The following is a 23790-nucleotide window of genomic DNA, read 5'->3' as shown; positions in this document are numbered from 1 at the left end:
CTTTCAAGCCTTGTGGAAGTAAGCTTTGTACCAATCCACAAAGTGTTGAACGCCCTCTTCGATCGGCACGCTGGGGTGCACGCCCGTCCAGGCCTCCAGGCGCGAGGTGTCGGCATAGGTGGCCACCACATCACCGGGCTGCATGGGTTGCATGTCCTTGACGGCTTCCTTGCCCAGGGCCTGTTCGATGGCCTGGATGAAGGTGAGCAGCTCAACCGGCTCGCTGTGGCCGATGTTGAACACGCGGTAAGGCGCCCAGGATGAGGCGGAGTTCGGCTGCTGGCGGTCGAAGCCGGCATCGGGCTCGGGGATGCGGTCCACGGTGGCGACCACGCCGGCGACGATGTCGTCGATGTAGGTGAAGTCGCGCTTCATCTGGCCGTGGTTGAACACCTTGATGGCTTCGTCCGCCAGGATGGCCTTGGTGAACAGCATGGGCGCCATGTCGGGCCGGCCCCAAGGGCCGTACACCGTGAAGAAGCGCAAGCCAGTGGTGGGCAGGCCATACAGGTGGCTGTAGGTGTGCGCCATCAGCTCGTTGGCCTTTTTGGTGGCCGCGTACAGGCTGACGGGGTGGTCCACCGGGTCACTCTCGGCAAACGGCATCTTGACGTTGCCACCGTACACGCTGGAGCTGCTGGCATACACCAGATGCTGCACCTGGTTGTGCCGGCAGCCTTCCAGCACGTTGACGAAGCCCACCAGGTTGGACTGCGCGTAGGCATGCGGGTTCTGCAGCGAATAGCGCACCCCGGCTTGTGCAGCCAGGTGGATGACACGGTCGAAGCGCTCTTGCTTGAACAAGGCGTTCATGGAGGACGTGTCTGCCACATCCATCTGGATGAAGCGGAAACGCCCCGAATGCGGTTGGCGGTCGATCTCGGCCAGACGATCCCGCTTGAGCTGCGGGTCGTAGTAGTCGTTCATGTTGTCAATGCCCACGACCTCGTCGCCGCGCTTGAGCAGCTTGAGCGTGGTGTGCATGCCGATGAAACCGGCTGCACCTGTCACCAGGATCTTCATGCCGTTTGACGCCCGATGCTTTCGTAGTTCAGCCCGGCCTGCTTGACCAGCGAGGGCTCGTACAGGTTGCGACCATCGAAGATCACCGGCGTCTTGAGGCTGGCCTTAATCTTGTCGAAGTCCGGGCTGCGGAACTCCTTCCACTCGGTGACGATGATCAGCGCGTCCGCGCCTTGCAGCGCGGCGTTGGGGCTGTCGGCATATTTCAGGCGCGGCTCGTCGCCGAAGATGCGCCGGGCCTCTTCCATGGCCACGGGGTCGTAGGCCGTGACGGTGGCGCCGCGCTCGAACAGCTCGGCCAGCACCACACGGCTGGTGGCTTCGCGCATGTCGTCGGTGTTGGGCTTGAAGGCCAGGCCCCACAGGGCAAAGTGCTTGCCCTTGAGATCAGCCCCGAAGCGCTTGACCACCTTGCTCACCAGCACCGTCTTCTGGCGCTCGTTGGCGTCTTCCACGGCCTTGAGCACCAGCAGCTCCTGGTCGGCGCCACTGGCCGTCTTGATCAGCGCCTTCACGTCCTTGGGGAAGCAGCTGCCACCGTAGCCGCAGCCGGCATACAAAAAGTGCGTGCCGATGCGCTGGTCCGAGCCGATGCCCAGACGCACCTGCTCGATGTCGGCGCCCATCTTCTCGGCCAGCAGCGCCAGCTCGTTCATGAAGCTGATGCGCGTGGCCAGCATGGCGTTGGCGGCGTACTTGGTGAGCTCGGCGCTGCGCACGTCCATGACGATCAGGCGTTCGTGGTTGCGCTGGAAGGGGGCGTACAGGGCACGCATCAAGAGGATGGCCTGCTCGTCGTCGGCACCCACCACGATGCGGTCCGGGCGCATGAAGTCGTCCACCGCGGCGCCTTCTTTCAGGAACTCGGGGTTGGAGACCACGGCGTACTTCACATCGCTGCCGCGCTTGGCCAGCTCGTCGGCCACAGCGGCGCGCACCTTGTCGGCGGTGCCCACGGGCACGGTGGACTTGTCGACGATGACCTTGTAGTCCGTCATCAGGCGGCCGATGTTGCGGGCCGCGGCCAGCACGTACTGCAGGTCGGCCGAGCCGTCTTCATCCGGCGGGGTGCCCACGGCGATGAACTGGATGGTGCCGTGCGCCACGGCGCGCGCGATGTCGGTGGTGAACGACAGGCGACCGGCCTTGACGTTGCGCTCGACGACCTTGTCCAGGCCCGGCTCGTGGATGGGGATGCCGCCTTCTTCGAGGATGCGGATCTTGTTGGGGTCCACGTCCAGACACAGCACGTCGTTGCCCATCTCGGCCAGACATGCACCCGTCACCAGGCCCACATAGCCTGTGCCAACCACTGAAACTTTCATGAAAACTCCGATTTAACGCACGCAGGTCACCGTGGGCACACGTTCCGTGCTGAACTCATACAGCTCACACAACTGGGCGTGGACACGCTCCATGGTGAACAACTTTTCAAAGCGGGCTCGGCCAGCCCGGCCCATGGCGCGCCATTCTTCAGGGCTGTGCTGCCTCACGGCGTTCACGATGCCCGAGACATCCCCCGGCTCGAACAGGAGGCCGGTTTCGCCGTCGGCCACGACTTCGGGCAAACCACCGACACGGGCCGCCAGCACCGGCACGCCCGCCCGCATGGCCTCTGCAGCGGTCAGGCCGAAGCCTTCCCAGCGCGAAGGCATCACCAGCACATCGGCGGTTTTGAACAGGGCCTCCAGGCGCGCCGCGTTGATCCAGCCGACCGATTCGGCGTTGTCGGGCAGGGCCAGGCCGTGGGTGTCATACAGCACCGAACCGCCCGCCAGCACGCCAAAGGCCTCGTCGCCCAGTTCGCGCAAGGCGGCGCAGAACAGGTCGGCCCCCTTTTGCTGATCGAAGCGCCCGACAAACAGGAGGCGCTTGCGCCCTGGTGGCCAGGCAGGCACGTTGCCCCGGGGCGTAGGCGCCTTTTCGGCCACGCCGTTGAGGACCACGTGCAGTTGCGCGGGCTCGAGCCCTGCTTCTTGCGCAGACTTGCATTCGTGTTCAGAGATGCACACGACCTTGTTGCAAAGCTGAGCAAGCTCGCGCTCCACCCATTGCGTGATCTTGCGGGCCATGGGGCCCATGCTGCGGTCCCAGGCCCAGCCATGGGGGCAGTAGATGACGCGGCTGGACAGGCCCATCATGGCCAGCAGCGGCCGCACGATGGCGCCCGCAAAGGTGGAATGGGCGTGCACCACTTTGGGTTGATGCCGGCGCACGAAACGCGCCACCACCAGGCCCAGTTGCATGGCATTGACCGCACGGCCGGCCTTGTCCGGATAGGTGACCACGATCACGCCCGGCGGAACCGGCAATTCATTGGCCTGGGAGGCGGGGATGACCACGGCCACGGCACTGGCCCCGAAATCACGGGCCTGGCAGACGAGCAATTCACGCAGGTAGCTTGCAATGCCGCCCTTGATGGTCTCGGCACAGTGCAGCACCTGCACGGAGTTAGGCGGGAGGTGCATCATGCAGGCACCCCCTTGAGCAAACCGTGATGGGCCAGTTCCTGGGCAACGCGCTGCCAGGTGAATTGCTGGGCACGGGCGAGCCCCTTTTGCCTGAGCGTGTTGCGCAGCGATACATCATCCGCCACTTTGAGCAACAACTGGGCCAGTGCAGCCGCGTCCTGAGGGTCAAAGTAGATGGCCGCATCCCCACAGACCTCGGGAATGGAGGCGGCACGGGCGGCCAGCACGGGGCAGCCGCACTGCATGGCCTCCAGCGGGGGGATGCCGAAGCCTTCGTAGATGGAGGGGAAGACGAAGCACATGGCGCCTTCGTACAAGGCGCGCAACTCGGCGTCAGACACGTACCCCAGCCATTTGACGCGGTCAGAGCTGAGCTCACCACCATGCCCAAAGACCTTGGCGTTGCCGCCTCCCGCAATGGCGATGTCGAACGGCGGGTTGTCAAGCCGGGTCAAGGCGTCCAGCACCAGGCTGAAATTCTTGTGCGCGGCCATGCTGCTGACCGCCAGCACATAGGGGCGCTTGGCCAGGCCGGTGCGTTCGAGCAGGGCGCGATCAGGCGTGTGCCGGAGCACATGCTCGGCGCTTTCGGGCAGCACGGCGATGCGCTCGGCGCGCAAGGGCAGGTGCTGCGCCAGATCCCGACGGGAAAACTCGGACACCGTGAGGATGCGCGCGCCCACGAGCGACAGGCCGGCATGGATGGCTTTGTAAGCCAGGCGGAAGCTGGCGCTGAAGGCCTGGGGCACCGAGAAGACCGCCGCGTCGTGGATCACCACCAGCTGGTTTCTTTTGAAGATGGGGGCGGTGTTGCACAGGTTGATCAGGCGCCGCTTGCCACAGAAGAGCGGCAGATCCAGCTGCTCCCAAAGGTGGCCCTGATGGCGCCCGACATGCTGAACCGGGATGTTGCGAAACGAGATCGCGGGCTGGGTACCTGCGGGCACGGCCAGCACCAGCGACAGGCGAGGCAAGGCACCCGCACTCAACAGATGGTCGAGCGCAGTCAAGGTCTCTGCCGCGAAGCGTTCAACCCCGGTGACGGGACGCTGCAGGAAGCGACCATTGATCACAATTTGCCCGAGAGCCTCAGCCATCAACTCCTCGTCCAGTGGCCCGCACAGGCACGCCTAGACTTCAAGCCTGCCAAGCCGTCCAGTGTACGCACATCGAGGCAAAAATGTCGCCATCCCTCCCCCCCTAAGAATGGGTTCGCCCTTCATTTGCGTGACGAAATCATGACGCCGCGGTGTCCAGGCGAATGATTTTTGCAACGGACGGTACGCCATGCAGGTCCATGGCAAACAGGAAGTAGTAACCAGGAGGAGCCACAAATGGGTTAATGGGGGCAGATACTTCATAGGTATCGCCATTTGGTTTGAAACTCAGTTCGATAAAACGTTGGTCATATACCTGGGCATGGGTGGCAGAACCCATTTTGACCAGCGTGAAGCGGCCAACAGGTGCGCTGGTCTTGACCTGAAACGCCTTAGCCCAGGAAATGAAATCCGGCACGGCAGTGATGGCCGGGCGCGGCGCAAACTGCCCACTGCCATCCGCCTTGAACAGATAGGGCGGGTAGTAGATTTCGGCGTCGAGGTTGTTGTCGGCATTTTTGGCGCCAGCACCACCCGCGCCCGTCAGCACCGTGCCATCCTGCATCAGCAGGGCCACGGAGTGATAAAGGCGCGCTTTGGCTGCCACAGCACCGGGCGACCATTTGTCGGTAGCGGGATCCCATATCTCCGACAGGCGATTGGACAACAAGCCGGAACTGGCATCATTATTGTACAAGCTACCGCCGCTGATGTAAACCCTGCCGTCTGGCAGCACAGTGGCCGTGGCATTGAAGCGGGCCAGGCCTGACCAGGCGGCCCGCTGGATGACGGGTTCGGCCTGGTTGATATCGATCTTGTAGGTGAGGCCACCCAGGCGGATGGACAGGATCTTGCCCGGCGCATACATGAGGGAAGGCAAATAGGAATGCCCGCGGAATATCTTTTGCGGCAGTTTGGTGAAACTGCCCTCCCCATCCAGCTTCACGCTGTAGATATCCCCCAGGCGGTTGAGCGAGAAAATATCACCACGCGGGGTTTGCCAGGCGCGTGGGTAATTCCAGTTCTGGGAGCCAAACAACGCATCCTTGTCGGCGCCAGGCAGCGTCCGCCAGCCTGTCTGGGGGTTGTAGATTTCAGGAATGGGGGCGTAATGCTGGGGATCCAGCCGCCCGCCCAGAATGAGCACCTCGCCGTTGGCCAGGGTCATCACGGTGGGGTACCAGCGGGGGCGCTCCATGGTGCGGCCAGCCGATTTGATCGAACCCGCTTTGATGTCGTAGAAATTGATGTCGGGCGAAGACCAGTTGCGCTCGCCGTTCACGGTCCGGTCACCACCGACCAGCAGCACCTGCCCGGAGGACGGGATGATGATCTGGCCACTGCAGAAGATGTCGGTACCCGTGCCGTTGGGCAGGACCAGGTGCGCATCGGGGCCCATGCCCTTGGCAGGGTTCCAGACGTCAAATACTTCGCTGGCCCCTTGCCGACCTTGGCGGTCGGTGCCGAAAGCCAGCACACGCCCATCGGAGAGGACGGAAACCTGGATCGGGATGATGGGCCAGGGGGTCACGGGCCCGAACTTGCCCCGAAGATGAAACTCCGCCGGTGAAACCGCCTGGTTGCGCCACTGCCACCAGCCCCCGAACACCAGCCCCCCTAGTATGGTTACCCCCACAGAGGCTTTAAAAAGCCCCTTGATCCAGTTCGCCGCCATCCATGCCCCCCTGATCAATCTCATCACATCACGTCACATCACAACAGGTTAACGCCCGAAGTGTTTGATCAACATCAGCAACAGTTTGTACCATCTCCCTTCATTCAGGGGTGTGCCATGGGCGTGACACATCAGGGGTGCCCAATGCCTAATCTCGTTTTCGCCCTCGTTGTTCAGCAAGTAGCAAATGACAAAAGCCATGATTCTGGCCGCCGGCCAAGGTACCCGTGTGAGGCCCCTGACCAAGGGCATGCCCAAACCGATGGTGCCCATTCTGGGCAAGCCGGTCCTGGAGTACCTGATCGAGCATCTGGCGCGCCACAACGTGCGCGAGATCATGATCAACGTGGCCCATCACCACTGGAAGATCGAAAACTACTTTGGCGACGGCCAGCGCTGGGGCGTGGAGATCGGCTACTCGTATGAGGGCGTGCGCGAACACGGCGAGATCGTGCCCAAGCCATTGGGCTCGGCCGGCGGCATGCGCCATATCCAGGATTTCAGCGGCTTCTTTGACGAGACCACGCTGGTGATCTGCGGCGATGCGATCGTGGACCTGGACATCACGGCCGCCTTGGCCGAACACCACGCCAAGAAGGCCATGGCCAGCGTGGTGACGCTGGAGGTGCCGCGCGACCAGGTCAAGAACTACGGCATCGTCGTGGCCGATGAAGACGGCAAGGTGCGATCCTTCCAGGAAAAGCCTTCGCCTGATGAAGCCCGCTCGACCTTGGCCAGCACCGGCATCTACATCTTCGAGCCCGCCGTGCTGGAGCTGGTGCCGCACGGCAAGGAGTTCGACATCGGCAGCGAGTTGTTCCCCATGCTGGTGGACCAGGGTCTGCCGTTCTATGCGCAAAGCCGCCCCTTCCACTGGATCGACATCGGCCGCGTGAGCGATTACTGGACGGTGCTGCAACGCGTGCTGGCCGGCGAGATCGCCGACATGCGCATGCCCGGCAAGGAAGTGCGCCCGGGCGTGTGGGTGGGCCTCAACACCCATGTGGACTGGGACAAGGTCGACATCAAGGGCCCGGTGTACATCGGCTCGGGCTCGTGCATCGAGGCCGGCGCCCAGATCGAAGGGCCCGCATGGTTGGGCCGCGGTTGCCGTTTGCGCTCAGGCAGCAAGCTCGTGCGCAGCGTGCTGTTTGATTACACGCGCTTGAATGCCGGCAATGAGTTCTTTGAGGTGATCGCCTCGCCTTTGTATGTGGTGGACCGTCATGGCCAGACCACCTACCAGGGTGAAGAAACCAAGGCCGTGCGTTGGGGTGATGCACGCGCCTGAACCGCACCATAGTCCGTTCGGATCATGGCAAAGCCGTGTCTTCGGTAACCGGAGGCAAGTGGCTGGTCAAGCATGACCTTTTCCGCAGTGCCCGTTGACTGATTTGGCCGAAGATGCGTCCGGCAATGAATGTTGACGGGGCTGCGGAATGCGACGGATATTGATAATTGGCCTGCTGGGTTTGAGCCTGGCGGCATGTGGTGGTGGGCGTGATGCCAGCGCCTCGGGCTCAAGTGAGACGGCCGCGGGCAACAGCACACCGTCGCAGTGGATGATGGTTGCCGGCGTACCAAGCACGGTCACGCCGGGCAGCAGGCAGGAAGCCGCACGCTTTCTGACGCAGGCCACGTTCGGCCCGACCGAGGCTGACATCGACCACCTCATGGCGATTGGCTATGAGGCCTGGCTCAAAGAGCAATTCGAGGCCCCTGCGCCCACGCTGTCTCACCAGGCCTATTGGGAGATGCGCAATACGGCCTTGAACAAGGCCAACCCTGGCCACGGCGCAGGCGCTGACGAGCTTGTTCACAGCTTCTGGGCGCATGCCCTGGCCGGCCCGGACCAGTTGCGGCAACGCCTGGCTTTTGCCTTGTCGGAGATCTTCGTCGTGTCCTGGGCCGACTCCTGCGGCGCCGACAATCCCCGTGGGGTGGCCTCCTATCTGGACATGCTGGGGCGCCAGGCTTTTGGCAGCTACCGCAGCCTGCTGGAATCGGTGACGCTGCACCCGGTGATGGGCTGCTACCTGTCGCACCTGCGCAATCAGAAGGAAGACCCGACGACCGGCCGCGTACCCGACGAGAACTTTGCGCGCGAGATCATGCAGCTGTTCTCGATCGGGCTGTATGAGCTTCAACCGGATGGCAGCTTCAAGCTGGGCAGCAATGGCCAGCCCATCGAAACCTACAGCGCCGATGACATCGCGGGGCTGGCCAAGGTGTTCACTGGCTGGAGCTGGGACTGCCCCAACTGGCCTTCAGAAGGTTGCTTCCTTTGGGGCGAAGGTCGCAGTGATGGCTCGGCCACGGGCAGGCAGTTCGTCAACAACATGCGCCCCTACAGCCGCTACCACTCCAGCAGCGAGAAGCGCTTTCTGGGCGTGACGATTGAAGCCAGCACCTTCTTCCCTTCACCGGAAAGCGATTTGAACGTGGCCTTGAACACGCTGGCCAGGCACCCCAATGTGGGGCCGTTCATCGGGCGACAGCTGATCCAGCGCCTGGTGACCAGCAACCCCAGCAAGGCTTATGTACAGCGCGTGGCTGCGGCCTTCAATCAGTCGGGTGGCAGCATGCGCGAGATGGTGCGTGCTGTCTTGCTGGACCCGGAGGCGCGCAACACCGCAGCCGCATTGAGCAGCACGACCTTTGGCAAGGTGCGCGAACCCATTCTGAAGTTGTCGGCCGTCTTGCGTGGTGTGGGCGTGCATTCGGATACGGGCTACTACCTTGTCTCGCCCACGCAAGAGCCAGCCACAGCCCTGAACCAGGCCCCGATGCGCTCGCCATCGGTGTTCAACTTCTTCCGGCCCGGCTTTGTGCCATCGAACTCGGCAACGGCCCATGCCGGCCTGGTGGCGCCCGAGATGCAACTGGTGCACGAAACCAGCGTGGCCGGCTACGCCACCTTCATGAGCAACATCATGTTTGCCGGTCTGGGTGCCTACGGCTTTGGCAATGGCACGCGAGGCGATGTGCAGTTCAACTTCAACCTGGACCCCAACGATGCATGGCTGAAGTTGAGCGATCAGCCCACCGCGCTGGTGAACCAGTTGAGTGAACGGCTGATGTACGGGGCCATGCCCGATGCACTGAAGGCCGAGATCGTCAAGGCCGTGTCGGCCGTGGACTTCAGGGTGCCAGGCGCCACCACGGCCGAGCAGATCCGGTCCACAGCCTTGACCCGCGTGCGCGGTGCCGTGCTGTTGACCGCCGTGTCCCCCGAATTCCAGGTGCAGAAGTGAGCCTGAACGTGAGCCCGAACATGCCTACATCCATCAGCCCCGGCACCCGACGCCTGTTCCTCAAGCAAATGGCGGCCCTGGCACCACTGGGCGCTGGCGCCCCCCTGGCCTTGAACCTGGCCGCGGCCAGCTCCGCAGCGGCCCAAACGGCCACCGACTACAAGGCGCTGGTGTGCATCTTCCTGCAAGGCGGCAACGATGCATTCAACACCGTATTGGCCACCGATGCCAGCTCGTGGAGCCGCTATGGGGCCGCGCGCATCCAGCAACCTGATTCGATCGCCTTGCTGAAGGATGCGGCACCAGACCTCAGCGCCGCGGCGGGCACACCCAGGCGCCTGGGCGGCGTGTTGCCCCTGACACCCGCCATGAGCCTGCAGGGCCGCAGCCTGGCGCTGCACCCCTTGCTGCCTTATCTGCAAGGCCTGTTCAACCAGCAACGCAAGCTGGCCATCGTGGCCAACGTGGGCCCGCTGCTGGAGCCCTTGACACGTGAACAGTACAAGGCGGGCAGCAAAGCCATCCCGAGCAAGCTGTATTCGCACAACGATCAGCAGTCGACCTGGCAAGCCTTGCGCCCAGAAGGGGCCACCATGGGCTGGGGTGGGCGCATGGCCGACATGATGGCCGCCACCGACAACAGCATGTTCACGGCCGTGTCGGCCTGGGGCAATGCGGTGTGGCTGTCAGGCCAGAATGTGCGCCAATACCAGGTGGCGCTCGACGGGGCCGTGAGCATGGGCACCACCGTGGATGCGGCGGGCCAGAATCGCTTGTACAACGTGCCGGCACTGGCTGACGCCATGGCGCGTGTGGTACGGGGTGGCCGCAGCAGCCATGTGATGGAGCAGGACCTGGCTGCGGTGGCTGCGCGCAGCATGGACGCGGAAAAGCTGCTGACTGCAGCCCTGCCCAGCGCGGGCGCCAGACCGTTTGGCCCTGCTGACTTGCTGAACTACACGGACATCAGAGGCATGGTTGGCCAGAACACCCTGGCCAAGCAGTTGCAGATCGTGGCCCGCTGCATCGGTGCGCAAAAGGCATTGGGGCTCAAGCGGCAAGTCTTCTTCGTCAACCTGTGGGGCTTCGACACACACAATGGCCAGAACCAGAGCCACGCCGGTCTGATGGCGCAACTCAACCATGCCATGGCCTACTTTGACGGTGTCATCACGGCCATGGGCATGAGCGACCAGGTCACCACGTTCACCGCCTCAGACTTTGGCCGCAGCTTCACCAGCAATGGTGACGGCACCGACCACGGCTGGGGTGGCCACCACTTCGTGATGGGCGGTGCCGTACGAGGCGGCATGGTCGGTGGTGACATACCGGTGTATGGCACGCGCAGCGCCAGCAGCTACGACTTCGACAACTCGCCCGACCAGGTCCAGAACGGCATCTTGCTGCCCAGCCTGGCCATCGAGCAATATGGTGCGACGCTGGGCCGGTGGTTTGGCCTCAGCACCTCACAGCTGGTGGAGGTCTTCCCAAGGCTGCCGAATTTCGCAGCCGACAAGATACCCAATCTGCTGAAGGCCTGATCGCGTGCGGGCCTGACGGCATCGCGCAAGTGTTCAGTTGGCCTCTTGCTCCGGCAAGACCGTGGCGGGCATGCGGGGGCGAACAGCCGCATTCAACCAGCGCGCCAGGATGGGCTCTTTCGCAAAACTGGTTTCCGCGTAGGCACGTGCGAAGCCGCCCAACTCGCGACGACGTTCGGGGTCATCGGTCAGGCTCACCACCGCGGCTGCCAGCGAGGGCACGCAGTCCGGCGCCACCACGACGCCGCAGTGCGACACCACCTGCCCCAGCTCGGTGCCGGTGCGGCAGGTGGCCACCACAGGCCGGCCACTGGACAGCATGCCGGTCAGCTTGGAGGGCAGGACCAGATCCTCAGCCTCGGCGCTCTGGGTCAGCAGGTGCACATCGGCCATGCCCAGCAGCTCACACAGGCGTTCTTTGGGCTGCAGGGGCAGCAGCTGCACATTGCCCAGGCCAGCGCAGGCCGCTTCCAGCTCCGTGCGCATGACGCCTTCGCCACAGATCACGAAGACGATGTCCTCGCGGTGCTGGAGCAGACGAGCCGCAGCCGGGATGGACAGCAGGTTCTGCTTGCTGCCCCATGTGCCGGAGAACAGCGCGACGGTCTGCTCATCACGAATGCCGAGTTCAGCGCGGAAGCTGCTGGGGCGCTGCAAGGGGTTGACGCCAGCGGTGTCGACCCAGTTGGGAAACAGCTCGATGGCATCGGTGTCCAGGCCTTTGAAGCGCAGCTTCTCCACCATCCTGGATGAAATGGACGAGACCTTGTCAAAGCGACGCAGCAGGCCACGCTCCAGCCACAAGGCCAACGCCTTGAGCTTGCGCCCCTTGAGCAGGTTCATCTGGAAGGCCACATCGACCTCGAAGTCCTGGACGTGCAGCCAGGCTGTCGCGCCACACAGCCGCGCTGTCAGCCAGCCCACGGGGGCGCAGGCCATGGCGGGCGCCACGGTCAAAACCACATCGGGGCTCCACAGAGCCTGACGCAGCATCACGGGCGCGGAGGTGAGCGCAAAGCTCAACAGGTGCAGCACACGCTTGACACCACCCGGTTGTGAGGGCACCCACAGGGGCGCGCGCCACACGTCCACGCCATTGAGCCATTCACGACGATAAGGTGGCCACTGGTAACCCTCGGCCACCTTCCAGTTCGGGTAGTACGGCGGAGCCGCCACCACACGCACCTCATGCCCCTTGGATGCCAACCACTCCGCCATCTCGCCGGAATACTTGCCGATGCCCGTTGGCTCGGGCGCATAGTTGGCGCTGTAGATCAGGATTTTCATCAGGGCTTCCTCGAATGAGCCCGGATGGTTCCGCAAGCGTGTAACGCCAAGAAGTAGCAACCCCTAGTCCGATCGGCCCCCATGGTTGCGCGCACACCTTGCCATGATCCGATCGGCTCATGGCCAACGGGTGGGCTTGTTATCTCGGGTGCGCACAATGGCGCGCTGCCTGACTGTGTGGAGCTTCTCGTTGTGATCCTCGAAGGCGTGGACTCGCGTATCGGTCCTTCCTTTTCATTGCGCAACCGCCTGGCGCGTGGCCTGTGGGGGCTGGTGTGGCTCACACTTTTCCGGCCTTCGCCGCGCCCGCTGCACGCCTGGCGCGTGGGGCTGCTCAGGCTCTTCGGTGCCCGCATCGGGGCGCACTTCCACATCCATGCTTCGGCACGCGTCTGGGCGCCGTGGCAGCTCGAGGCCGGCTCGCACATTGGCGTGGGCGAAGGGGTGAACTTCTACAACATGGCTCGGATGACCATTGGTGACAACGCCGTCATCTCGCAAGGGGCCCACCTGTGCGGTGGCACACACGACTACAACGCGCCCAATTTCCAGTTGCGCGCGGCGCCCATCCACATTGGTGCACGGGCCTGGATCTGTACCGAGGCCTTCATCGGGCCCGGCGTAACCGTGCCAACTGGCTGTGTGGTGGGGGCACGCGCCGTGATGACGCGCACCCCAAGGGAAGGCGCATGGGGCGTGTACGCAGGCAACCCGGCCGTGCGCATCAAGTCAAGGGTGATCTGCGATGAATAAGCAACTGCGCATATCAGTGCTGATCCTGACCAAGAATGAACAACAGGATCTGCCGGGCTGCCTGCAAAGCGTGGCCTGGAGCGACGACGTGCATGTGTACGACTCCGGCAGCACCGATGACACGCTGGCCATCGCCCGCGCACACGGTGCGTCGATCAGCCAGCGCACCTACCCCCACTCCACCGCCCCGTTCGGGGGCGACGAGGCGGCCCATCGCAACTGGGGCCTGCGTGAAATCCAGTTCAAACACGATTGGGTGCTGCTGCTTGATGCCGATGAGCGCATCACCCCGCATCTGCTCGACACCATCAGCGCCCGCCTGAACCAGGCCCCAGGCCGTGCCGCCTTTCGCTTCTGTCGCAGAGACTACTTCCTGGGCACCTGGCTCAAGCATGTGACGCCCTCCCCCATGCACATTCGCCTGGTCAGGCCCCGCCAGGTGCACTATGAACGCTTGATCAACCCTGTCCTCGTGGTCGATGGCGAGATCGAAGACCTGAGCAGCTACTTTGATCACCATCCCTTCAGCAAAGGCATCGCCCACTGGTTTGCCAAGCACAACGGCTACAGCGACCTGGAGGCGCGGCAGATTGCGAACACACCAGACCAGGCAGGCACGTTCGAATGGCGCAAAGCCCTGTTCTCGCGAGACGTGACCGAGCGACGCCAGCATCAAAAGAGCCTGTACTACCGGCTGCCACTTCGGCCAGCGATCATGTTTCTGGGGCTGTACATCGGCAAGCGCGGTTTCATGGATGGCCGGGCGGGCCTGGTGTTTGCCACGCTGCGCGCCATCTATGAGTACATGATCGTGTTGAAGGTGACCGAGATGCAATCCCGCTTGCAGCAAGGTGGCCAACGATGAAGCTGGTTCTGTTTTGCCACCCTTCGTTCATGAAGTCAGAGAGCATGCCGCGCTTTGCGCGCATGATCGGCCAGGCCATGCAAGGCAAGGGTTTGGATGTGCGCTACTGGGCGCCCCGCCCCTGGGTCTACCGCTTCTTCGATGGCACGCGCCTGGCCAAATGGGCGGGCTACATCGACCAATACGTGCTGTTCCCGCTGGAGGTGCGGCTGCGCCTGCTCGCACAGGGCAAGGACACCTTGTTCGTGTTCTGTGACCAGGCTTTGGGGCCGTGGGTGCCATTGGTCAAGCATCGCCCGCATGTCGTCCATGCGCACGATCTGCTGGCCTTGCGCTCTGCGCTGGGCTTGATCCCGCAGAACCCGACGGGGGCATCAGGCCGGCTCTACCAGCGCTATATCCGTTGGGGCTTCAAACAAGCGCGGCATTTCATCAGCGTCTCCAGGCGAACAGCCGATGACCTGATCACCTATGGCCAGGCTCAGCCACAGACCAGCGCGGTCGTGCACAACGGGCTCAGCCACCCGTACAGGCGCTTGAGCCAGGCTGAAGCCTATGCACGGCTGAAGTCGGCAGGCCTGCCCATCACCGAGCACGGCATGATCCTGCATGTGGGCGGCCCATCCTGGTACAAGAACTCGGCGGGCATCGTACATCTGTACAGCGCTTACGCGCGCGGCCATGCGCACCCGCTGCCACTGTGGATGGTCAGCAGCAGCCACCGCAATGCCGACGTGCAGGCCGCGCTGAAGGATGTGCCACCACAAGGCCAGGTCCTGTTCTTCCAGGGCTTGGAAAATGCCACCCTGGAGGCGGCCTACTCCGTGGCCGCGGCCTTCGTGTTCCCCAGCCTGGCCGAGGGCTTCGGCTGGCCGCTGGTCGAGGCCCACGCCTGCGGGTGCCCCGTGATCACCACCGATGACGCCCCGATGAACGAGGTTGCCGGCCCGCTCGCCTACTACCTGCCCATGCTGAACCCTGAAGACGACATGCAGGCCTGGGCTCAAACCGGTGCCGCGGTGCTCGACGGCATCCTGTGCGAGCCGGCAGCGCAGCGCGCTGAGCAGGTTGAACGGCGGATCGCCTGGGCCAGCCAGTTCACCACGCAGCGCGCGACCGATCGTTATCACGAGATCTACCAGGCCATCATGGTCAAGTGAAGCGCGGCCTGGGTTGGCTCAGAACCCGGTCAGCGCCCGATACTGACGCAGCTCCTGGGCTGTGCCGTGCTGGAAGTAGAAGCACGCATCCTTGAAGTTGATGGGGCGTTCGCGGCCGTAGCCAAACGGCACGTGGCCATACTGCTTGCTGCTGCGGGCAAAGGCCACGCCCAGCTTCTCGAAAAAGCGCCGCACCAGGCGATGCTGCTCGTAGGACATCAAGGGCCCCACAGGCCAACGCCCCATGGAGGTGGCCGCGATCATGCACTTGAGCTCGGGGGCCACCAGCTTGTCCGAGCGGCTGATGGCGTGCATCTGCTGAAGAAAGCCACGTATGGCGCGGCGGTCCAGCACCATCATGGACTGCTCGACGAACTCGCCGCGCTGGCCACCAAACAGGATGGGCGTCTTGACCAGGCGCTGCTCGATGCGTGCGATCAGGTCTTCGCCATACGTCAGCGCATCCTGCTCCAGGTAGAGGCAGTAATCCACCCCTGAGTACAAGGCGTACTCCAGGCCCATGATGAAGCCCGCCATGAAGCCACAGTAATGATGCACGGTGTTCTGCGAGTGCCCGGGGTTGATCAGCAACTCAAGGGTACGCACATCCGTGCGGGTCAGCGCCTTTTCATCGACCTTGAGGGGTGCCGCCGAGTCCACGACCAGCACGTGATCTGGTTTGATGAAGGTGTCCACCGACTTCCACCACAAGGGCCGAAAGCCCTCGCTGCGGATTTCATCGTCACCAAACGTCAAGTAATCACGTGGCTTGGCGGCGGCGAACCAACCGGAAATCAATAACTGGCAGGCCATAAACCGAATGAACGAAGCTGAGACTGGAAAGACAGGAGCACGGCAGCCAACGCACCGACGAGGCACACCACCTGGCGGGCAGGCTCAGGCAAGGCATTGGGCAAGACCAGCATCAGGGCCGACACCACGCCGATCAGGCCGAACTGGCGCAGCACGGCCGCGAACAAGGGGCCGCGACAACATTGCCAGCACAGGCGCAGGCACAGGCCGCCCTGCAAAAGCTCGATCAGCAAGAAGGCCGCAGCCAGGCCACGGGCATCAAAGGCCCAGCCCAGGCCCAGCACCAGCAACACGCTGGCGACCAGCACGAAGCCGGCCACAAAGGCCTGTTCGCGGACCTTGTTGGCCGCCTGCAGGTACTGCGTGAACGGGGCAAACAAGGCAAACGAGGCCACCGCCAGCAACAGGATGGAGAACACCAGGCTGTCGAACACGATCTTGCCGTGGGTCCAGACCTCGAACAGGCGAGGCCCCACGATGAACAGCAGCAGCCCGCCTGGCAAGACCACCCCGGTGAAGAAGCGCCACTGCAGCCGCATCAAGCGGGCCGACTCTGCCGAGAAGCCCACGTGGCCTTGCGCCCGCACATACTCGGGCAGCAGCGGCGCGGAGATCACCCCAAAAGCCTGCTGCATGGCGCCCACCAGCGTGCGGTGCACAGACAGGCTGGCCATGGAGGCGACCGTCACCACCTGCGGCGCAATCAGCCTGAGGCTGTGCTGGCGAACGGTTTCGAACAGGAGCTTGAGCATCAAGCCCGCGGCCTGCTTGACCACCGCCAGGCGCACCAGGCGCGGCAACAACCTCAGCCGCACACCCTGGCGCGCAAACCGAGCCCGGAAGTACAGGATGCAGCTGAGCCCGGAGATGGCCGAGGCGGCCGCACTGGCCTGGGCCGCCTGCAGCAAATCGCCCCCCTGGCTGGCACACCAGGCCGAGGCCGCGCTGCCACTCAAGAGCGTGAGGATGGACCACCAGATCTGCGGCGCGACCGAACCCTGCACCACACTGGCCCGGCCCATCGAGCCAGCCACCGAGCTCGCCAGCGGCCACGACAAGGCGGTCACCACCAGCGCGCTGCCCACCTGGTCCACCCATTGGGACTCGGCTGCGGGCGGGTGCAGCAGCCAGTGCAAGGCGCCGCTGTAGTGCAAGCCGGCGCAGATCAACATCTGGCACAGCGACAGCATCAGGCCCGTGCTCGCCCCCATCGACAGGAACATGCCCAGCCTGCGCGATGAACGACCACTTTGACGGATATAAGCCACCTCCACAAAGGCTTGCAACCCGGCATCCGGCACGGTGATGATGACGATGGCCGACTGCAGGAACATCCAGTAGCCGAACTGGGTGGCGCTCCAGTGCTTGAGGTAGAGCGGCACCAGGCCCACCTGCATGAGGAAGACCACACCCACGCGGGCTACCGCTGCCGTCGAACCGGAAAGCAGGCGCTGCCATGGTGCGGGCGTGGCGCTCACGAACGCCCCCAGAGTGGCCGCCTGAACGCCTTGACACGCGCCAGACCTTGCTGCATCACCTTGCGCCAAGCAGCGGGTGATCGCCGTGTGACCACGTGATCCGAAACAGGAACAGGGGCCCACAAGGCCACGAAGTGGTGCAGCAGGAAGCACAGCAGGAGATACAGGCTGATCTGCTGCACCACCATGCGCGTGAGCGAGTCCAGATACTGCACCAGCGAATCACCGGCATACGAGCTGATGAAGTTGAACCAGATGGTCAGCATCAGCACGGGAGACACGATGTAGACGCCGTCCTCGCGCCTGGCGCAGTAGAGGTCCAGCGTGAAGAACTTCAGCAGGAACATGCCCGCCAGCACCAGCCAGGCCACATCGTCGAACAAAGCGTAGGCGTGCGCAAAGATGGAGCCCGTCCGGTAGCCGCCCAGCGTCACCCCGTCCTTGATGTTGCAGAGGTAGTCCCCGAAGGAAAATGCCAGCTTGTCCTTGTCGAGCTTGGGGTCGATCACCTTCATCAACGGGGTGGGCAGAATCGTGTAGACCTTGTCCAGCGTGGCCTGCGCCAGATCAGCCCGATCAGACTCGCTGTAGTGAGTTGCGCAGTTCAGTGCGTTGTCGTGGAACTTGGTCTCGGTGAAGCGGGCCAGGATGGCGTTGCGCACATAGATTTCGTCGTAGGTGACGGCCAGCCGTTCGGCTTCCTTCTGGTCACGGTACAAGGCGATCGCGTTGCGGTCCATGAAGGTCTCGTAGGTCTCCTTGATCTTCTGCTTGGGCGAGAGCGTTTCGGTCTTCTGGCGCACGATGACCATGGCCGTGGCCAGGTCGTCCCCCACGGAAACGCCACCACCGACCAGGCACAGGGCCACGATCGCCTTCAACCACGTCCAGCGCCCCACCTGGAAACGCCCGCGCAAGGTTTCGAACAGCGCCAACAGCATGACGACCATGACTCCGCTGAAAATGATCACGCGGGCATTGAGCGCCAGGCCAGCCAAGGCCAGCACGGTGGCATACACACCAAGGTAGACCCAGTAAAGCCCCAGGTTCTGATAGGCCGGCTCACCGCGGGCCTTGAAGATGGGCACGAGGAAAGGCAACCAGGCCAGGTAGGTGAAGCCGGAAATGAACTTGCCACTCACGTCACCGAATGCCACGCCACGGCTGATCAGCAAGGCATAGAGCCCGAACAGGGCCATGGCCCACAGCTGGCCAGGCGGCGGTGCGCGGTACAAGCCGGCCGGTGCCAGCACATGTGAGGCGACCGCATTGCGCCAGTTCACGATGGATTGCAGATGCCGGTAGAGCCAGTGCAGCGCCATGATGCCCAGCAAGGCGCCCGACAGGACCCCGAAGGTCATCACGGGTGTCTTGAGATCGGCGCTGATGGGTGCGCCCTCCAGGGTCTTGGCCAGCAGCGCGCCCAGCAGGGTCGTGATCAGAAAGCCCAGGATTGCAAACGAAGAAACAGGCGCGTCGTGCATGCACCCGGATCGACGCAGGTAGCCGAGGCAGATCAGCGTGGCCGACACCACGCAGGCTACCGACAACACGTTGTCATAGCCGGCATCCAGATAGATCTGCACGGCGCCACCCAAGAGGGCGATGGCCCAGATCAGGGCATAGACCAGAGAGGACATGGGCCTGGTCTTCGGCACGGTTTCGCTCATGATGCGGCCTCGTCCAGAATACGCTGCAGCACTTGTTCATTGAGGTTGCCGTTGCGGCGCAGCCTTTGTCGGGCGGCCTGGGCCATCGCCTGCCTGCGTGCCTCATTGCCCAAAAGCTCGTGGCACTGGCGGGCGCATTCGTCAACCGAGCTCCAGAAGGCTGCCTCATGGCCGCTCGTGTACAAGGCCTCGTGCTCGCTGGTTCGCTCCGCGCACAGCACGCCCCCTACCGCGGGCACCTCCATGGAGCGCGTGGTGTGCAAGTCCCGGTTGCCTTTGGACAGCAGGCCCAGGTTCACCTTGGCACATTGAATGGCACGGGCATAGTCGTCGCCCCCAATGGCACCGCCTTTCCAGAAGGGCTGGAGCAGCGGCCATTCCGGGGCTTTGTGCCAATGGGCGCCGCGGATGCTCAAGGGCACACCGCGCTCGATCAGCCCCTTGAGGAAGGGACCGCGCTCGGGCATCCACGAGCCCAGAAAGAGCACGTCGCTGCACCATCTGGTACGGTCTGTTTCGTCCAGCGGGCGGGGGGCATGCGACACCTCGTCCGCCGACATGAACACCCGCAGGACACGGCGCGCGCCCAAGGCGTTGGCCTCAAGCACATTGGCCTGCCGCATGACCACCAGCAGGTCGTAAGCCGAAGCCGCCTGGCGGTAGGCCTTGAAGCGCCGCCCATCGCGGGGCCCGGTCGGGTCGTCAATGCAGTAGCTGATCACGGCATCCGATCGTTGACGAAGCATGGCCACCACATCGGGCGTCACCCACTCGCCACAGTCCACATGGCACAGATCGAATCGAGGCAAGTCAGACAGCAGGCCTTGCAGCCTGGGCTTGAGCCAGGGGGCCAGCAGGTGCCCGCCCAGCCGCCAGGTCACGCGGTCTGTCCAGGCCGTTGCAGGCAAGAGCCGACGAGGGTCCACATGCTCCACGTGGTGGCCCAGACGACGGTAAGCACGGGCACGGTCCAGGCAGGTGCCACTTTGCGTTCCCAAGTACAGGATGCGGAGCGAACTCAAGAGACCAGTTCCTTGTAGATGCGCTTGGCCTGGTCGCCATAGTCTCGCCAGCCGCCAGAGCCTTGCACATGGGCCAGCGCCTTGTCGCTCATGGCCTGACGGGCCTGCGGGTGATCGGCCAGAAACTGCAGGCGCTCCGCCAGGGTCAGCGCCTGGCGGATGGGCACGATGTAGCCGTGCTCACCGTCCACAAACAAGTCCTCGGCGCCGGTGTTGACGGTACCGATGACCGGGCAGCCGCATGCCATGGCCTGGGCCTGCACCAGGGCCAGCCCCTCTTCAATGCTGGGCAGCACCATCACATGGCTTCGGCTCATGAGATCCTTCAGCTGGGCCTGAGGCACGTGGCCCAGCACCACGGCATCTTCCGGCCACAAGCCCCGTTGCCGCATCAGCGCGATCAGATTGGCCGAAGGTGCGCCTGCAAAGGTCAGCGACTTGCGAGGGTGAACCAGTTGTTGATAGGCCTGCAACAGATACGGTACGCCTTTGCGCAGGCTCATGCCGCCGGCAAACAGCACGTCGAAGCGCTGCGGATCCGGTTGCTGCGTGGGGTGGAAACGGGCCAGGTTGACGCCATAGGGCAGACGCCGCAGCTTGCCTTCATCCACGCCATGCTGGATGAAGGAGCGCACGTTGAAACTGGAGGGCACAGTGATGCAGTCGGCTTCTGCATACTCGGCTTCTTCACGCGCGATGATGCGAGGATCGATGCCGGCGTAAGCCACGCCCCAGCGCTCATGCTCTTCGCGCAGCAAGGCATCCTGCTCGCGGATGTGCGAGGAGCCGCGGTCACACACATAGCGCCCGCCTCGTTGACGTACCTTTCGGCCGCTCAACAAGGCGGAGCTCGACAAGCCGACAAAGACATCACAATCCCGCAGGCTGCTGGCCACATAACGGTCCAGCGTGGCCCTGGCCAGGTACTCCCATTGACGCACCAGCGTCTGGCCCAGTCGGTCCCTCTGGGGGAAGGCCATGTAAGCCCCATGAACCCAAGGAAAGCAGCGAATGCGCTCTGCCGGCAGGCCTTCACCCTTGAGCTTGAAGCGCGGGTAGCCGGTGTAGATGCGGCTCAGCAGGCCATCCCGGTGCAACTCGCGCGCCAGATCGAAGCTGTGAAAGGTGCCGATGGTCGACAGTGCCACTTTCATCTCGTCCCCTTGCCCGATCTCAACGCGACGCCACGGTGCCGATGAGCTTGCTGCGGTCATCCGGCCTGACCGCGCGCAGCAGATCATCGATGAATTGCGTTTGCAAGGCAAAGGACTGCTCGTTGTGGAAGGAGATCTCGGAGACCCGCAGCAGCATGCCGTCCACGAGGTAGCCCTGCACGGCCATGCGCAGGCGGGCGAGGTTGCGCTCCCTGGAGCCACGCACGACACTGTCCCCCACGCGGATGAAGAAGGTCAAGGGCTCAGGGCGCTCGCCCAGGCGCGTGACCATGCGCACAGCCTTGAGATCGCCGTAGGGCGAATGCAGCGCTTCATCCGTCTCTTCAATGACGCGAAACCCCTGTGAGGGGTAGCACTGCTCCGGCGTGTGCAACTGCGTGTCGGTGGACTGATCCCGCCCATAAGCGATCGACAGCATCAACACGCGCCCAGTGCGTTTGTTCACGTAGGTGCGGGCCAGCGTCTCGGTGTAGATGCGCGCCAGGTTTTCTGCCTGCACCGGGTCCACCACCACACGGCCGGCGGTGGGCAGCTCGACCCAGTCGCCAAATGCCCTGGGGACGATCTGCGCGTAGTGCGGCTCACCCAGGTGTTCCGCCCAGAACTTGTTGGGCTTGAAGATCTCGGCGAGCGCCACGGACCCCAGCATGATGGACAGCGTCAACCCGATGGCCACCAGGCTCAGGCGCCTCGGCAAGAGGTATCGGGCGCTCATGTGCTGGCCCCTGTTCGGGTCGACAGCCAGCGCAGCATGCGGTCAATGCCCATCAACAGCAGCATGGCGCTGGCAAACAGCACGATGCCGGCAAAGCCGTGCAGAAAGCCCTGCCCTGCTTCATCACCCAGGTGGTAGGTGATCAGCGTCAGTACGATCACCCGGATCATGTTGGCCGTGAAGGAGATGGGCACGATCAACATGGCCAGGCCCAGATTGCGCAGCCATGAGCTGTGCTTGATCACGTTGAGGTAGAAGATGCCCATGGCTTCGAGCATGAACAAGGTGCGCATGCCTGCACACGCGTCGGCCACCAGCAATTGATAGGGCCCGATGTTGAGCACCACGCCCGTGTGCGAGATGGGATAACCGAATGCCCACAGCAACTCGGAGACCGAGATGGAAATGCGCAGCTTGATGAAGTGGCTGATGGGGTCCAGCAGAAAGCCCGGCAAGGGCACCATGAAGATGCAGAAGAAGACCGGGAACTTGAGCTGGTTCAACAAGGGCAGCCCACCCGACATCAACACCAGGCCCGCCAGCATGGGGATGAAGGCGCCCACCTCGAAGTAGATGATGCCCAACGCGCGGCCGGACACATACAGCGCGGCGCCGATGACATAACAGGGCCAGGCCAGCCAGTGGCCTTTCAGCGGCGAGCTGGACTGCTCGACGAAGGTGCGCCAACGTGTCACCAGCAACCACATGGCCAGCGTCAGCATGATGGGGCCATGGCTGTGCTCACCCTTGTTCCACAAGCCGGCATCGTTGTTCTGAAACAGTTCGAACAAGGTGGGCACGAACATCGCAAAAAGGCCCAGCGACAGCCAGGCCACGTCACCCGAGATGGGCAACCAGGATGCGGCGGGTGCCGCCATGGCCGGCTGATTCAAGGAACTCGCCATGCGCACCTCAGAACTCGTTGACCAGGATGCCGGCCACCTTGACCTGGCTCTTGTTGAGCAGCTTGACCAGGCTCTGCATGCCGGGCATGCGCGTGGCATGGCGACGGCCCACCAGCAAGGCTGCACCACAATGCACGGAGATGATGCGCGCATCCGAACCCGCTGCATGCGGCGGGGTGTCAACCAGCACATGGTCGAACTTGCTCAGCAACTCGCGCAGCAGCAGGCTGAAGGCGGCGCGTTGCAACAGCTCTGTCGGGTTGGGCGCGATGACGCCTGCGGGCATCAGGTACAAGTTGGGCAGGTGCGCGGCGGGCTTGATCACATTGGCTTCGGCTCGCCCCGCCAGCAGGGCGGTCAGGCCTGTACCGGCCTCCACGCCGAACACCTTGTGCAGACGAGGCTGCCTCAGGTTGGCATCGATCAGCAAGGTGCGGCCCGGCAACTGGCTGAAGGCCACGGCCAGGTTGGCCGACACGAAGGTCTTGCCGTCGCCCGAGTCCGCACTGGTGATGGCCAATGCACGGCGCGTATCCGACTCGGCCAGCACGCCCAGCACCAGCTGAGAGCGCAGATCGCGGAAAGCCTCCACTTCTTCGCAGAAGGGGTCGTTGGCCACCACGAGCTCTTCATTGAAATGGCGATGCTCGGTCGGCAAGTAGGGGTAGTGAAACTGCTGGGACAAAGCCCAGATCACGTCGTCCGGCTTGGCGAAGCCCAAGGCCACCGCGGCTTCACCAAAGCGCACGCCGTGTTCGCGTTGATAGTCCAGCGCGCGCTCCACCTGCTCGGCGCTCAGGCCTTTTGTCCGCGTCAGGATGTCACCCAGCGATGCGGGCGACTCATTCATGCCAGCGGCCTGTGCCGTGTTGTGCTGATAACTCAT

Annotated in this window: 20 protein-coding genes; 6 read left to right on the top strand and 14 right to left on the bottom strand. The window is 63.5% G+C overall.

Going from position 1 to position 23790, the window contains the following annotated elements:
* Positions 1–3: 3 nt before the first annotated feature.
* The 5 genes from JY96_RS15530 to JY96_RS15510 all read right to left on the bottom strand — a co-directional run bounded on the left by JY96_RS15530 (position 4) and on the right by JY96_RS15510 (position 6266).
* Positions 4–1023, bottom strand: a complete 1020-nt coding sequence (locus tag JY96_RS15530; RefSeq protein WP_035038771.1) for an NAD-dependent epimerase — start codon at positions 1021–1023, stop codon at positions 4–6.
* Positions 1020–2348, bottom strand: a complete 1329-nt coding sequence (locus JY96_RS15525; RefSeq protein WP_035038769.1) for a UDP-glucose/GDP-mannose dehydrogenase family protein — start codon at positions 2346–2348, stop codon at positions 1020–1022. Before JY96_RS15525 ends, JY96_RS15530 begins: the two co-directional genes overlap by 4 nt.
* 12 nt (positions 2349–2360) lie before the next feature.
* Entirely contained in the window at positions 2361–3494 is a 1134-nt protein-coding gene (locus JY96_RS15520) for a glycosyltransferase family 4 protein (RefSeq protein WP_035038764.1), read from the bottom strand.
* A complete protein-coding gene (locus JY96_RS15515) occupies positions 3491–4591 on the bottom strand; it encodes a glycosyltransferase family 1 protein (RefSeq protein WP_035038763.1) in 1101 nt (366 codons plus the stop codon). Before JY96_RS15515 ends, JY96_RS15520 begins: the two co-directional genes overlap by 4 nt.
* A gap of 139 nt (positions 4592–4730) precedes the next feature.
* Complete coding sequence (locus JY96_RS15510) at positions 4731–6266, bottom strand: galactose oxidase-like domain-containing protein (protein ID WP_161784337.1); 1536 nt, start codon at positions 6264–6266, stop codon at positions 4731–4733.
* 199 nt (positions 6267–6465) lie between these two features.
* Between JY96_RS15510 and JY96_RS15505 the strand changes: the two genes are divergently transcribed.
* The 3 genes from JY96_RS15505 (at position 6466) to JY96_RS15495 (ending at position 11061) form a co-directional block, all read left to right on the top strand.
* Complete coding sequence (locus tag JY96_RS15505) at positions 6466–7557, top strand: sugar phosphate nucleotidyltransferase (protein ID WP_200883564.1); 1092 nt, start codon at positions 6466–6468, stop codon at positions 7555–7557.
* Positions 7558–7705: 148 nt separating this feature from the next.
* A complete protein-coding gene (locus JY96_RS15500) occupies positions 7706–9520 on the top strand; it encodes a DUF1800 family protein (protein ID WP_035038756.1) in 1815 nt (604 codons plus the stop codon).
* Positions 9521–9540: 20 nt separating this feature from the next.
* Positions 9541–11061: a DUF1501 domain-containing protein gene (locus tag JY96_RS15495; protein ID WP_035043144.1), complete on the top strand. Its 1521-nt coding sequence runs from the start codon at positions 9541–9543 to the stop codon at positions 11059–11061.
* Positions 11062–11094: 33 nt separating this feature from the next.
* Here JY96_RS15495 and JY96_RS15490 read toward each other — a convergent pair whose 3' ends face one another.
* Entirely contained in the window at positions 11095–12348 is a 1254-nt protein-coding gene (locus tag JY96_RS15490) for a glycosyltransferase WbuB (RefSeq protein ID WP_052162592.1), read from the bottom strand.
* Between the two features lie 177 nt (positions 12349–12525).
* Between JY96_RS15490 and JY96_RS15485 the strand changes: the two genes are divergently transcribed.
* Genes JY96_RS15485 through JY96_RS15475 form a run of 3 tightly spaced genes read left to right on the top strand, consistent with a single transcriptional unit; the run spans position 12526 to position 15126 of the window.
* The gene (locus tag JY96_RS15485) at positions 12526–13101 is read left to right on the top strand and encodes a putative colanic acid biosynthesis acetyltransferase (protein WP_235333946.1); all 576 of its coding nucleotides are present in this window, start codon (positions 12526–12528) and stop codon (positions 13099–13101) included.
* Positions 13094–13966, top strand: coding sequence for a glycosyltransferase family 2 protein (locus JY96_RS15480; protein WP_035038754.1), 873 nt, complete (start codon positions 13094–13096; stop codon positions 13964–13966). Before JY96_RS15485 ends, JY96_RS15480 begins: the two co-directional genes overlap by 8 nt.
* Positions 13963–15126 (top strand): glycosyltransferase family 1 protein, encoded by a 1164-nt coding sequence (locus JY96_RS15475; protein WP_035038753.1) that lies wholly within the window; start codon positions 13963–13965, stop codon positions 15124–15126. The genes JY96_RS15480 and JY96_RS15475 overlap by 4 nt, the downstream gene beginning before the upstream one ends.
* 18 nt (positions 15127–15144) lie before the next feature.
* Here the strand turns inward: JY96_RS15475 and JY96_RS15470 are convergent, their stop codons facing one another.
* Genes JY96_RS15470 through JY96_RS15435 form a run of 8 tightly spaced genes read right to left on the bottom strand, consistent with a single transcriptional unit; the run spans position 15145 to position 23790 of the window.
* A complete protein-coding gene (locus JY96_RS15470; RefSeq protein WP_152606529.1) occupies positions 15145–15882 on the bottom strand; it encodes a hypothetical protein in 738 nt (245 codons plus the stop codon).
* Positions 15883–15920: 38 nt separating this feature from the next.
* Positions 15921–17417, bottom strand: a complete 1497-nt coding sequence (locus tag JY96_RS15465) for a hypothetical protein (protein WP_152606528.1) — start codon at positions 17415–17417, stop codon at positions 15921–15923.
* Positions 17414–19087, bottom strand: a complete 1674-nt coding sequence (locus tag JY96_RS15460) for a hypothetical protein (protein ID WP_035038748.1) — start codon at positions 19085–19087, stop codon at positions 17414–17416. Before JY96_RS15460 ends, JY96_RS15465 begins: the two co-directional genes overlap by 4 nt.
* Entirely contained in the window at positions 19084–20109 is a 1026-nt protein-coding gene (locus tag JY96_RS15455) for a glycosyltransferase (protein WP_035038746.1), read from the bottom strand. Before JY96_RS15455 ends, JY96_RS15460 begins: the two co-directional genes overlap by 4 nt.
* A complete protein-coding gene (locus JY96_RS15450) occupies positions 20106–21263 on the bottom strand; it encodes a glycosyltransferase family 4 protein (protein WP_035038745.1) in 1158 nt (385 codons plus the stop codon). Before JY96_RS15450 ends, JY96_RS15455 begins: the two co-directional genes overlap by 4 nt.
* Before the next feature lie 19 nt (positions 21264–21282).
* A complete protein-coding gene (gene epsI, locus JY96_RS15445; protein WP_081961307.1) occupies positions 21283–21999 on the bottom strand; it encodes an exosortase-associated protein EpsI, B-type in 717 nt (238 codons plus the stop codon).
* On the bottom strand, positions 21996–22904 hold the full coding sequence (xrtB, locus tag JY96_RS15440; protein ID WP_081961652.1) for an exosortase B: 909 nt from the start codon (positions 22902–22904) through the stop codon (positions 21996–21998). Before xrtB ends, epsI begins: the two co-directional genes overlap by 4 nt.
* A 7-nt stretch (positions 22905–22911) precedes the next feature.
* The gene (locus JY96_RS15435) at positions 22912–23790 is read right to left on the bottom strand and encodes a polysaccharide biosynthesis tyrosine autokinase (protein WP_035038744.1); all 879 of its coding nucleotides are present in this window, start codon (positions 23788–23790) and stop codon (positions 22912–22914) included.

The organism is Aquabacterium sp. NJ1 (genome assembly GCF_000768065.1).
Taxonomy (GTDB): Bacteria; Pseudomonadota; Gammaproteobacteria; order Burkholderiales; family Burkholderiaceae_C; genus Aquabacterium.
Note: the sequence above shows the minus strand (reverse complement) of the source record. Positions and strands in the feature narration are given on the sequence as shown.

Coding starts and splice junctions, on each gene's coding strand:
- JY96_RS15530 (WP_035038771.1), bottom strand. CDS start 1,023: ATGAAGATCCTGGTGACAGGTGCAGCCGGTTTCATCGGCATGCACACC.
- JY96_RS15525 (WP_035038769.1), bottom strand. CDS start 2,348: ATGAAAGTTTCAGTGGTTGGCACAGGCTATGTGGGCCTGGTGACGGGT.
- JY96_RS15520 (WP_035038764.1), bottom strand. CDS start 3,494: ATGATGCACCTCCCGCCTAACTCCGTGCAGGTGCTGCACTGTGCCGAG.
- JY96_RS15515 (WP_035038763.1), bottom strand. CDS start 4,591: ATGGCTGAGGCTCTCGGGCAAATTGTGATCAATGGTCGCTTCCTGCAG.
- JY96_RS15510 (WP_161784337.1), bottom strand. CDS start 6,266: ATGGCGGCGAACTGGATCAAGGGGCTTTTTAAAGCCTCTGTGGGGGTA.
- JY96_RS15505 (WP_200883564.1), top strand. CDS start 6,466: ATGATTCTGGCCGCCGGCCAAGGTACCCGTGTGAGGCCCCTGACCAAG.
- JY96_RS15500 (WP_035038756.1), top strand. CDS start 7,706: ATGCGACGGATATTGATAATTGGCCTGCTGGGTTTGAGCCTGGCGGCA.
- JY96_RS15495 (WP_035043144.1), top strand. CDS start 9,541: ATGCCTACATCCATCAGCCCCGGCACCCGACGCCTGTTCCTCAAGCAA.
- JY96_RS15490 (WP_052162592.1), bottom strand. CDS start 12,348: ATGAAAATCCTGATCTACAGCGCCAACTATGCGCCCGAGCCAACGGGC.
- JY96_RS15480 (WP_035038754.1), top strand. CDS start 13,094: ATGAATAAGCAACTGCGCATATCAGTGCTGATCCTGACCAAGAATGAA.
- JY96_RS15475 (WP_035038753.1), top strand. CDS start 13,963: ATGAAGCTGGTTCTGTTTTGCCACCCTTCGTTCATGAAGTCAGAGAGC.
- JY96_RS15460 (WP_035038748.1), bottom strand. CDS start 19,087: ATGAGCGAAACCGTGCCGAAGACCAGGCCCATGTCCTCTCTGGTCTAT.
- JY96_RS15450 (WP_035038745.1), bottom strand. CDS start 21,263: ATGAAAGTGGCACTGTCGACCATCGGCACCTTTCACAGCTTCGATCTG.
- epsI (WP_081961307.1), bottom strand. CDS start 21,999: ATGAGCGCCCGATACCTCTTGCCGAGGCGCCTGAGCCTGGTGGCCATC.
- xrtB (WP_081961652.1), bottom strand. CDS start 22,904: ATGGCGAGTTCCTTGAATCAGCCGGCCATGGCGGCACCCGCCGCATCC.
- JY96_RS15435 (WP_035038744.1), bottom strand. CDS start 23,790: ATGAGTTATCAGCACAACACGGCACAGGCCGCTGGCATGAATGAGTCG.